Below are 11771 nucleotides of genomic sequence, written 5' to 3'. Positions count from 1 at the left end.
CGCCAGCGAGTCAGCTGCCAGCTCGTCCTTGAACGTCGTCAGTCCTCCGTTCAACTCGCTGATGGGCTGGCCGGACATGGAACCCGAGACGTCCAACAGCAAGAGGCAGGGGCAACGCGGTTCCGGGTTGTCTGCAAAGCTGTCGGTGCCGAATGAGATTTGGTCAGTCATGATATCTACCTTGATTCGAGTTCAACATGTCTGCGGGTCGAAGCGAGGTGCTTGCTATTTGACGACGAAGCCAACTAGAAGCGCTACTACCGAGAGGCCGTAAAGAATCGGGACTGCGGTGGGCACAGTCCGGTTGTTCTTGTATCCAGTCGTGAATCTTCGATCGCGTTTGGGCGTGATGGCCTGGGCGATGGCAATGCCGACAATGCCCAGCCAAATGAGATTTGCCAGCGGGCTCGAATCGCTCTTGGACGAAGGTGCAACTGCCGGTTCGATAGTAGTTGCGGCTTCCGTGCTGCTTGGCTCGGGAGCAGGCGGAATCTCCGCGCTCAGTGGGGCCTCCTCGGGCTGTAGTGCTTGGCCGGCAGGCAATTGTCCGGCCGGCGACGCCTCGTACTGCCGGACAGGAAACGATTCCGCTTCCGGTGCCTTTTGCGCGGCAGATGGCGTGCCAGAGATTGTCGCTGGCGCAACGGGAACGATGGTTCGACGTTCTGCGCGCTGACCCCATTCAGCGAAAAGGCCGTCCAGGCAGGTCACCGAATCACAGGCGTCGCGCTTTGCACGCCATGCTGCGACCTCGGAGTCAGAGATCCTTCCCTGGCGCAGGAGTTTTTGCTGGTCTTCGTAGATGCGGTCGTAACCGTTGGCCAACATTGCGTAGTCGCAAATGAGGCGCTCGCCCTTCGATTTGGCGCCACCGTTTGTCTGGCAGCCGGAACCGCTTGACGCGGCATCAGGGCATTGAGCTGAGGTCGACTGGAAATTCGTCTCACAGGCAATGTCCGAGGCGAGAGATGGCTGAACGATCGAAAGCGCCATCCCTATAGAGATGGCGAAACGAAGAATGACCCTGAGCATGGTGCGTTTTTGTGTGACTAATTAGGCATATTTAGTCGTTTTATGCCAGCGATAGTTTACGGACGAATGGCTAGGGCGCTTCCCCCACCGAAGGAGTAGGTCCGGCTGCTTGACGGCCATGGGCGGCCGGTTCCCGGATTTCAAGGAGGCTTGCCAGCCACTCACTCCCATTCCTCTGCAGTCACTAGCTCGACCAGTACGACGCCCTCAATCTCCATCTCGTACAGCTTCCGGTAGCACCAGGGACATGGTGCCCAGTCGCGCAGGGCTGTTGCGCCCAAGTCGTAGGGAATCTCGCGGACTCGCGCCGGCACTCCACACTCGCACACAACGATTCTGGTGAGTTCCATAGGGTCTCCTTGTCGTCGGGGATTTCAGCATCGGCCACGTCGGAAATCCATGGATGAGGAGGGCAACCAGGGAGTGACGCTTGGCGTCGGTCAACATGCGCGGCATCGTACTCGCGAAGCCCGGCTGTGGGTGCAGCTACTCGCGACGAGGACTCTGTGTATGCAGAAGGAGGCTGGCCGGACGCTAGAGGCTCGACCTCGATCGCGGCGAAATGAGGCCAGGCTTTCCGCATGTCTGGGATGACGCGTTGGTGTACACGCTCGCTCATGGCCGCTGTTACAAAAGAAATTTTCACCTGCGAATAAGCGGTGATTTCCGCCGGACCCATCCTTCAGCGCGTCGTCATTGAGAAGTTTCGCGATATACCTCTCGCAAGCCGCTCTGTCGGCAGGCAAGAACCGAGGTCAAAGACCTGCTCAATAGCATCGCTGCGGAAGCAGGCTTCAGTTTCGACATGCCAACTTCCAACGCTAGCTTCCCTGGAGTTTTCCCATGGGTGTGCGCTATTGCTGTTTCATTGCCATTTCAAACCTGGCCAGAACCCCCGACCCGCTTCGCTTCAACAAGGCGTTGTTGGCAGAGCAGTGTTCCACCGTGGCAGTGGTCGCGCCGAGTTCGTATCCGCAGCTGGCAGAGGGTTTGCTTCCTGATGCGGCCTACGAATTTGAGCCGAGCAGCCGGGAGATGTTCTGCTACGACGACATCAATAATCCGTGGTTCTACAACTATTGCCGAAAGCTCACGGTTCTGATTTCTCCAGGGAAGCCGCTTCAAGGTCGCAGGACTCCTGGCGAGTGGTTCCAAGCGGTGGCCGCTTTGGTCGAGGATGACGAGAAGGATCCGGAGTCTGGCGGACGCGGTCCATTTTGGGAGCTGTTCCGCTACGGCATTTCCGGCGCGACGTTCGGTCCGGTGGTCTGCGCGAAGCTGGTCGCTGACTTCGAGGCGTGGGAGGAGGCTGTCAAGGCGGTGGGTGAAGACAAGTTCTATGAATATCACATGGAGCTTCGCCGGTGCTTTGCCCATGCAGGCGAGAGCGGCATGGTGGTCTTTCCGTTCAGGTGGACTTTCTGGTTGGATGACCTTCCTCCCTATGGCGAGCCGGTACTCGGCCTCGACCAGAAGGGGGAGCAGCTTATCTGATGTGGTAGCGGCTTAGCGTTTTCAAAACGGGCGTCGTCTGTGGCGCTCGCCACTTGGCAACCCAGGGTTGCGTCAGAGCGAGTCCTCGCTGCCAGCCGGCTTTGCCCGGTACACCGACCAGAAGAAATGGGAGTGCCGATGGTGCCTGGCCTGCTTCCTTTCCGCGAAGAAGCGCACACGGCCAGCCTTGCCGGCGTCAAGCTCGATTTCCACATGGTCATCGGCGGCCGTGCCAGGCGAGGGCAGTAGTCGCGTCGCTTCCGCAACATACTGACCCTGGATGCGCCCGAGTATCCCGTTGGCAGTTCACTGCCCGGCGATTGTTTCCCATAATGCTGTTCCTTCTCATCTTGACGCTAGAACGTCGTGGTGACGCTCCTGGCAGGAGGCTACCAAAGAGCGTCGAAAGCCATCCTGGGTCTCCTTGATTCGGATGTCCTCGCACCGCAAATACTGTATATCCATACAGTATTTGCGGTGCGAGGAAGCTGCCGTAATTCCCGAGCGAACGTAAGGGGCATTGCATAAAGCACTTTGTGTAAAAAAATACATAGGCAAAATGGTCTTGGCTGCCTCCTGCATCACATACTCGGAGGTGTTCCCGCTCAAGGGGGTAACCGACATTGCGCTGCGGCTGAACGAGCCGCGAGAAGGAGAAGGATATGTTTGGTCTTTTTGACACCATCATTGACGCGGCATCCTCGGTGGTCGACACCGTTGTGGAAACCGCAAGCTCTGTAGTGGACGTGGCGTCCGACGTTGCTAGTGGGGCGGTGGATTTGGTGGCCGATGGCGTCGGCGCTGTTGCTGACGTCGTTTCCGAGAATCCCGGCACCACTGCCGCAGTCGTGCTGGGCGCGGTGGCCACCGGCGGTGCAGCCCTCGCATTCGCTCCGGCTATCGGGGCTGCAGCTAGCGCCGCAGGCCTCGGCGTCGCGGGCGGAACGCTCTCCGGCGCAGCTGCCAGTTCGGCGGGGCTCGCGGCGCTGGGTGGAGGCAGCCTCGCGGCGGGCGGCATGGGGATGGCCGGTGGTACCGCGGTCGTAACGGCAGCCGGCGCAGCTGCTGGTGCGAGCGTATCCGGCGGTGCAGCAGTCGCAGCGAATAAGCTCTCCGGCCAGGCGTAACCTCATGGTCGCGAACTGCGACTAGACGTCGCGGTTCGCTTGGCGTATAGCGGCCGTGGATTCAGGAGGGACTGCGACGACATCGCCACAGACGTCGCATACCGCAACAAGGATTTCTTCGCGACACGTTTGCTGCCGTCATCGAATGAAACATCTCTGCGAACAAAGGTCGTGCCCACGAGCTTTCCGCAATGCGAGCAGATAGCTTTGCTTTTGTCGCCTTCCTGAAAACGTCTCGTGCTCATTGCCATCTCGGGTCCACCCGGCCGGAGGTGCCGTTTGCAACGAGCTTACTCCCAGTCGGCTTCCGTGACCGACTCGACGACCACGACGCCCTCGACATCCATCTCATACACCTTCCGGTAGCACCAGGGGCAGGGCGCCCAATCCCGCACTTGGGCGTCCTCTAAGTCAAAGCGAAGTTCGCGAATCCTGACAGTCGCCCCGCAGGTGCAAACAACGATTCGGGTTTGGTCCATTGGCATTTCCAAGATGCGCTATTCGGCAATGCGCTGGGGAACTCGCCGTGGATTACACAAGCACTTACCGTGCCCCGGCGATAGGCTCACGTTCGGAGCCTACCTCGCCATTAGGGCTGCGGGTGAGGATTCTGCCAACACCGAATTTGGCACTGCTTTAACGATTGCCTCCGTGTTAGGGCAAGCATCTATATGCTTTAGGCGCGCGACAAATCGATGACGATGCCATGGATATGTGGCCACTCCTCTAATGGTATCCGGTCGCTCATCAACGTCGCAAAATGTTGGGCGTCCCGAGGCTTCACGCGCTCAGGTGTCGCTCGCGGAGAGTGTCCAAACCACAGGACGATGTAGATTCCCACACCGCCTGCATCCGGGTGGACGGAGTAGTAGCGTTCAAGCTGCTCTCGCCACGCTGTCCAAACCGCCTCATGATTCTCCTTCTTGATTTCCACAGGGACCATGATGCGCGAACTCTTGGCGAAGAGAACGCCTTGCATGTCAGCGCGCCGCTCATTGGCAGCTTGCGCTTCTTTTGATGCTTCAACGTTCTTAGGCGCTAAGCGTCCCCGCAGGAGGGTCAAGAGTACGTCTCGGCATTCATTCTCCGACTTCGGTTTCTCGTTTCCCCGCTCGTCGACGGTCCAAAAAAGCCGCAACAGGTTCGTGTCGTCGTGACGAATATGTTCTGCGCACATGGTCAACTGGTCGACCATTAGCGCTGCCAAGTCTTGCGCGTTTGCCGGTGCCCGATTTGCCAGGGTATTCGCCGCTGCGAGCGCGTCTGTCGGTTTGAAAAATGCCTTTCGAGCAAAGCGCTGCTGGTCGTAGTAGCAACCATCTAGATGGACACGCCATCCTTCCAACGACGGTAGTGCCTTTAGGCGCCGAAGCTGTGTTCCCGCCTGCGGCGAAGGGTCTTCGGAAAGCCATTTCGTCAGTCGGTGGACGATATCTCCTCTCTCGTGCTCGTGGGTGTGGATTCGGTCTATTTCAAATCGATTCACTACTGCACTGGGAGCAAGAATCTCAACCAATCTCGCGAGCACCCTGGGCGTGAAACGCTGGCTTTCATCCGTCGTAGTGTATTGTTGGACGATGGCGTCAGTGAGCGCAGCTACGTCCACGGATGAACTCAAAAAGAGCTCATCCAAGTGAGGCCCGAAAACGTCAGGAAATGCTCGGAGGCCGGCAACCAGAAAGGCGAGCCGTTGGTGTTCGTCAATTCCATCATTCGCCACATTCGCAGACGCCACGCTCGACAAGGTCTCCGTATGATGGATTCCCGCCGCTGGGAGGAGCACAGAGTTTAGAAAACGAATCTGCCCAGGCGAAGCTTGGCGTGGAAGAAGCGAGAAGAGCTCCGGTAACAGTAATCGCGCCAGATTGACTGGGCCTGTAGGCTCGCGTAGGTCCCGCAACGCGGCAAACTGCGGCCCCTCTACGTTGCTAAGATGGGCCGCCGCATGGCGAAGAACGAGCGGAGCGACAAGCTCTGGGAGCGCGTTAGCCACAGCCAGGTACCACGTTGGCGATTCTTCTGTTGACGCTACGAGCATGAATGCTACCAGCGTTCGAATCAGACCATGGTCCCAGTGTTGCCAGGCATGCGGGTTGGACTGACTCTCAAGCTCTGCAGCTAGCAGGCAAGGATTCTGCAGGTAGAAGTTTTTCTTCTCGTTGATGTAGAGCGAGAAAATCTCGTCCGCGGTTGGCAAGTCCCCTCTGGTGAGAATTCTTCTGATTCCACCGATGGCACGCTGTACGTGGGTCTCATCGACTACTAGATAGTCCTGGAGGCGTTCAACGGGACTTCTACCGTTGATGTTGCTGTAACGATTCTGGTAAGCCAAAATCAAACGGTGGAAGAGAGAGGGCGGTGCCTTGCCGGCGTAGACATCTTCTAGGTGAGGAGCAAGCGACCGTTGGCGTTCCTCTCGTTGTTCAAGGCGTTTTTGGGTCGCCTCCAGCTTTCTCGCGAAGTCAGTCTTGTAATGGGTGTCAAGTGACCACGAGCAGGCGTCAGATTGCCACTGTTCGGCATCCGACCATCGCGGAGTATTTGCAGAGACCCATTCCGCAATATCATCGATAGTGATATCAAAATGTGTAGGTGGCGAGATTGCGTACATGGCAGCCTGCCTAAAGCAGTACTGTGCCAGTTCAGTGCTCGGTGTGATGCTAGCCAATGAGAGCATCCATTTGTACCAGTCCTTCGGTAAATCGACTCTCCCTAGCCGTTGCTCAGCTACCCAAAAACTCAGCTTCCCTTGTTCATCCGGCTGAACTTGCGAGTAGCCGAAAGCCAAAATGGCCTTCATAAGTGAAGGCCTTGCGGAAAGCCACGCCCGAATTTCGTCTTCGCTGCCTCCGTGGCCGCGATGAAATCCATACTCATCGACAGTTACTCTGAGCCAAGAATAAATCTGCTCCGGTGTAGAGTCATCGCCGCACTCGAGGAGTGCGCGCGCGAGGAGTCGTGCTGCGATTTCTCTCACGTCCTCCAGGTCATCATCTCGCTGACCATCTGCTGCAGCCTCTAAGGTCTTGATTGATGACGCGAAGCGCTCCGCAAGCGCGGGCAAAGCGAACCTGGGCGTTGCGCTAACGAACTTAACCTTCCAGAAATACTTGAAGTCGCCGAAGAGGGAGTCCGACTTGGGCTTTCGAAGATATGCCATCACCTGGTGGGGGGGCAGCAGCGTGGGATACAGGTGAGTTAGCAGCGCCCCAATCAGTTCATCTTCGTCGTCCTCTACGTGACCGCTGTCAACTTCGTTCAGGAGCTGCCTTGCGGCATTTCCTTCTGAGTCGTCATTGACAAGCAACGCATCTAATGCCGCCTTCCGGATGCGAGGCCAGTACGTCGGGTCCCTAACGATATCCACTAGTGCAGGTGTTAGTACGGACATCGGGCTTCCATACCTAATCGCGTCGAGAATGCAATCGAGCACGGCCTGATGTGCAGGGTCACGCGAAGCATCCCGCAATCGGTCCGCAAATACTTGGACCATATCTGGCGTCCCGAGCGCGCCGAACGGTTGAGCAGACCAGTTTTCGTTCCTGAACCAGCGATACTGCGTTGCTTCTTTATGAAGCGCGTCCAAAAGCGCCATCTTTTCGGTGACAGAGAATGGCCGGACATCACCGTAGAGGATGAGTCCAAGAGGGTCGCGCTCAACAAGGAGTAGACGCTCGGTCCTGCAGTGAACGCAAAGCCAGGCGTAGAGCCCCCTCATAGCATCGACAACCCTCCCATCGTTCCCGCAAACAAGCGACAGCACGCGTGAAATCGGCAAGCCGTCACGTTGTACAAGTCGAGAAATGGCCTTCGCTCCCAAGTACTCCGCCACTGTTCGATGGCGCGGAACTCGATTGAACCCTGCAGCTCCAAATAGGGGAGTAGACAGGGTGGCGTGGATTTCATCAGTGCTTAGCCCTAAGGCCGCGACAACTGGTGGAACGGAGACTGATGACTCCCCCGGCAATGCATCGTCGATGGCAATGCTCGGCGCGCTGGAAATTACGAGCAATGCAGAAAGTAGACCTGCTTGATGTAAGGTTTCCTCCAAGGCGAAGTTTTTGCCCCTCTGGCCCCGTTGATGCACTGGATTGTGTTCTTGAGCCAGTTGTCGACAGGCAAGCTCGTACGTTTCTTCTTTGCTTTCGGGCCACCTGTCGCTTCCAACCGCCCTGACAACCAGGTCAAGCAGCAGAGGGTTCCCAAAGAGGGGTGCAACTCCAAGTTGCTCCGACTTGGCAAGAAATTTATCCGCTTCCGGCAAACGAGAGGGCACCCACGATTCGACGAGCTCTCGGACTTCAGCATCGGATAGAGGTTCTAGTTGCAGCTCTACGACCTCCTTGTTAGGGGACACAAACTTTAGGTCTGCAGCACCTCCAGAAAACCACTCCGCCTCCCGGCACGAAAGCCGAAACCGTGGGCGACCGAGCTCGGCCAGCTTCTTCCGTATGGCGTCGAATGTTGCCAAGAAACTGCCCGAGGACACTTGACCCTCGTCCAATGCGTCGATAAACAGGGTCCCGCCAGCCCATCCATCGGGCGGCCCAACAGCAATCAAATTTCTGGCTGTGACGAAATGGCAGTCATCGGCACTTTCCGCTTCGCGTAGAAACGCAGTCGATTTTCCGGAGCCCGGCTCGCCAAGAAGCACGTAGGCGTCTACTTCCGCCCAGTCTGCCAATAGCCTGGTGTCTCGTGCACCATTCGCCAGAGTCTTGGTCCCGTGCCGGGGTAGGTAGCTCAAAATTGTCATTGGCTGTCGACGGGAGGCCGATTAGTTGTTGGAGATTCGAGCTGCACAATAGTCGAAGTACTTCTGTTGCGCCCACTCTGTCCTATTTCCCACAACATATAGTCGTCGCTTGGCACGGGTCGCAGCGACGTTCAGTAGGTTTGGCTTTTCTGCGGCCCAGGCCTTAGCGCCAGGTCTCTTTGGATTCCCGCCAAGGACAAGGACCACAACATCTGCTTCCTTTCCTTGGACGGTGTGAATCGTTCCAACCTTGATGCCCTCCAGTGAATGCCTCCGTACCAGTTGGCGTAATCCGTCGACAACAGTTCGGAAGGGTGAAATCAAAAAGATATCCGCATCGTGGCCACCACTTCTAATGCCGTGCACGAGAGACAGTACTGCTTCCCCTTCTAACGGTATCCAGTGCTTGTCTGCGTCATGCGATACGATGTCGTGCCACGACGTTGGGGGCAAGCCGACGTCCTTTCGCGCCTGAGTACCGAACACCATCAATCCGTCATATGCAATCCGGTTAGCGACATCGAACATCTCTCGCTCGCAGCGCCGATGGACGCGGAGCGGTGAACCGACCCAGAGCTGCTCATTCGCTTGGGCCACGGTGGTACCGAATGGCGTCGCGCGGTCGGCAAGTTTTTGGGCGGACGTGCTTCCGGGCAGCCAGGTTTCCGACACGCCATAGTGCAAGCGCAAAGCGTGCTGAGCCGTGTACGGGATTGAGACAACAGGTTCCAGTTGCAGCGGGTCTCCGACGACGACGACCCGCCGGGAACGCCAGATTGCGCCCGCAGCGGCCTGTGGGACCGCTTGGCCGGCTTCGTCGATGAGCAGCCAGCCGATGCTCTCTTTACCGAGGTGCGAAAACAAGCGCGCGAACGACGCAAAAGTGCTGGAGACAACCGGCACTACCAAGAACAGCGTCTGCCAGGCGGCCAAAGTTGCTTCCTTGGGAGCCGTCTGTGGTGCGCTGCCGTCCAGGATGTCAGCTAGGCCATGGAGATTTTTCCGAACAGTGTCAGCGTTCGCTGTGATGAAGGCTTTGTGCAAGTTCAGGGCAGCAAGGAAGACCTTGGCGCGCGCGTGATTCCAGGCCTCAGTGGCCCAGGGCGCAGAAAGTTCTCTTGCTTCTTCTTCGGTAGCCCATAGGTCATCGTCAGGGAAGTGCTGCTCAAGGGCGGCTCTATCTTGCTGAATGTCCGCCGTCAGGCGTCCGACGACTGCTTCCCTGTCTTTGCGCTCTTGGGCCAGTGTTTGGAGCAGTCTGCGAGCTTCAACCTCTTCAAGCTTCGTTGCTGCCGCTTCGTTCTGTGCTTGAAGAAGGCGGTTCTCGGAGTCGGCGGCAACCTTTTGGAGACCACGTTCCATAGCGCGCCATGCTCGGTAGGCTTTGCCTAGGGAGCTGACAATTTCCCATATGCCTGGGCGGTTTGCATGATGCAACTTGTACGAAGCTCGGTGGCCTTCAGTTTGAAGCGCTTGAGCTTCAGCTGCGGACAGGGCCGCCTGATGGCGCCGACCGTAAGAGGGAAGGCTGTCCATCAGGGCGACGGATTCACTGTCGATACGACCGATTTCGGCACGCTCTGAACGAAGCGATTTGATGTGGCGAAACACCTGCGCGAGCTTCGAGCGCTCTGCTTTTTCCTGCGCCAGAGTCTGTTCGAACTCTTTAACAGCCGCGCGCCAATCGACGGGCGTTGCCGTTGCTGCAGTTAGCCACGCTTGGAATCCCGTCTTCTTCACCTTGAGGTCGTTCTCGGGCGGAATTGCGGCTTCGAAAGGTAGTTCTTGGCCGTGCCAAAAGTTTGAGAGAAACTCGCCCCTGTTGCTCTTGTTGCCGAGCTTCGCGGCAAGTAAGCCCCATGCAGGTTGTTGGATAGTTTGGGTTCCAAAGCGAGGGAAGTAGTCGACCTGGTCAAGCCAGCTTGCGTCCACCGCCTTTGCCCCCGGAATTTCGAGCGTAATGTTCTCTACCGCGCCGTTGTTCGACGAAGCCGCGACGATTTCGAAGCCCGTCAACGTGCTCGATGGAACGGAGATTGAGCGGTTCCACTTTCCGCTCTTCCACCCAGTGCGACCACCGAACCCCTCCGACGGCGAAGACAGATTTGCCAGAGCTTTGGCCCGAGCGACAACAACACCAGCGACGATGTCGCGCAGCATCGTCGTCTTGCCTGTGCCCGGCGGGCCATTCACCCCAAACAATCCGCCTTTGGGAAACAGCGATTTCCAGATGGAATTGACAGCGAATTGCTGACTATACACAAGGGGATGATGCCCCTCGCCAGGCCAGCGTCCGGTGGGAAATCTGTCCGGAGCGAGCGTTTCGAATACGTCACCAAGATTCTGCCGAATATCGGTCCTGGGGATGCACTTCTCGGATTCGTCGGTGGTTAGGTAGTCGCGTAGCGCCATTCCACGGTCGCCGGATTTCAACGCGTCAGCAACGCGGTCAAGGTCGTCGACAAAAAAGCTGTTCAGGAAGTCAGCATCGTCGGATTCGTGTGCCTTTTTCGACGCAAGCTGATAGCTTTGAGTTCGAATTACGGTCTGCTGAGGGATAACGGCTTGGAGCCCCAACGAATCCGTCACCCACTGGGCTAGGGCGAATAGGTCGTCTGCATCTACGGGGCGGCCAACTTCCTCTTCACGTTCCCCGAAAGTCCCTCTCGCCGGGTCGGCCGGCAAGATTCCAAGTTGCTTTCGGGTATGTTGCTCAAATTTCGACTGAAATCGCGAAACACCTTCGAGCCAGTCCTTTGCTTCCGGACCGACTGTCACGGTTCGTCCCAACGCCCACGCGCAATTTGACAACACCAGCGTGTCGAAGAGTGGGCGGCCGTCATCGGCTACAGAGATGGAGAACATTGCCGTTTCACCATCTGAGCGCTCATCTACCGCCTCCGGGTCTTTGCCGCAGGCTGCTTCGAGAATCGTTCTAACCGTATCGAGAGGGTAGACACTGACAAAGAGCCGATGCCGCCACACTTTGTTGTAGCCAAGCTTGCGGCCGCGTAGCCGGTGCGTGGGTTCCCAGGGAAGCGTGCCGTCTTCCTGAGTAATATCAAACGACGGAAAGGTCTTGTCGTTAGGCTCCGCCGCAGGGATGGTCTGAGGGGAGAACAGTTCGACGGCCCGCCAATACTTCAGGACGGATGTCTGTTGGAGCGACTCGGACATTTCGACAATCTTGTTGAATTTCGACAGATTCAGAATTCTGCAATATACAGGCCCGGGCCGTCTATTTTCCTAAGGAGGGGTATTGACCCTGCGGGCGGGTAATAGAACGACATTAGTTGATGTGGCTGTTTGCTTGCCAATTTCGGTCTGAGCGGCGTATAACCATCTAGCTGTTGTTCCAGAGA

At 57.3% G+C, this 11771-nt stretch carries 6 protein-coding genes; 2 read left to right on the top strand and 4 right to left on the bottom strand.

Features of this window, described 5'->3' with window-relative positions:
• Positions 1-225 precede the first annotated feature (225 nt).
• Both AC24R4_RS27260 and AC24R4_RS27255 read right to left on the bottom strand, forming a co-directional pair.
• Positions 226-1032 carry an RAD23 family protein gene (locus tag AC24R4_RS27260; RefSeq protein ID WP_487523947.1) on the bottom strand — a complete coding sequence of 269 codons (807 nt, stop codon included), beginning with the start codon at positions 1030-1032 and terminating at the stop codon, positions 226-228.
• A 161-nt stretch (positions 1033-1193) separates the two neighbouring features.
• A complete protein-coding gene (locus AC24R4_RS27255) occupies positions 1194-1382 on the bottom strand; it encodes a hypothetical protein (RefSeq protein ID WP_487523946.1) in 189 nt (62 codons plus the stop codon).
• Between the two features lie 493 nt (positions 1383-1875).
• Between AC24R4_RS27255 and AC24R4_RS27250 the strand changes: the two genes are divergently transcribed.
• Together AC24R4_RS27250 and AC24R4_RS27245 are read left to right on the top strand one after the other, a co-directional pair.
• Complete coding sequence (locus AC24R4_RS27250; protein ID WP_487523945.1) at positions 1876-2526, top strand: hypothetical protein; 651 nt, start codon at positions 1876-1878, stop codon at positions 2524-2526.
• A 662-nt stretch (positions 2527-3188) separates the two neighbouring features.
• A complete protein-coding gene (locus tag AC24R4_RS27245; RefSeq protein WP_487523944.1) occupies positions 3189-3653 on the top strand; it encodes a hypothetical protein in 465 nt (154 codons plus the stop codon).
• Positions 3654-4329: 676 nt separating this feature from the next.
• On the opposite strand, the gene AC24R4_RS27240 is transcribed toward AC24R4_RS27245, so the two are convergent.
• On the bottom strand, positions 4330-8124 hold the full coding sequence (locus AC24R4_RS27240) for an NACHT domain-containing protein (RefSeq protein ID WP_487523943.1): 3795 nt from the start codon (positions 8122-8124) through the stop codon (positions 4330-4332).
• A 306-nt stretch (positions 8125-8430) separates the two neighbouring features.
• Complete coding sequence (locus AC24R4_RS27235) at positions 8431-11586, bottom strand: DEAD/DEAH box helicase (protein ID WP_487523942.1); 3156 nt, start codon at positions 11584-11586, stop codon at positions 8431-8433.
• Positions 11587-11771: the final 185 nt, after the last annotated feature.

Source organism: Cupriavidus sp. CER-90 (assembly GCF_057652055.1).
Note: the sequence above shows the minus strand (reverse complement) of the source record. Positions and strands in the feature narration are given on the sequence as shown.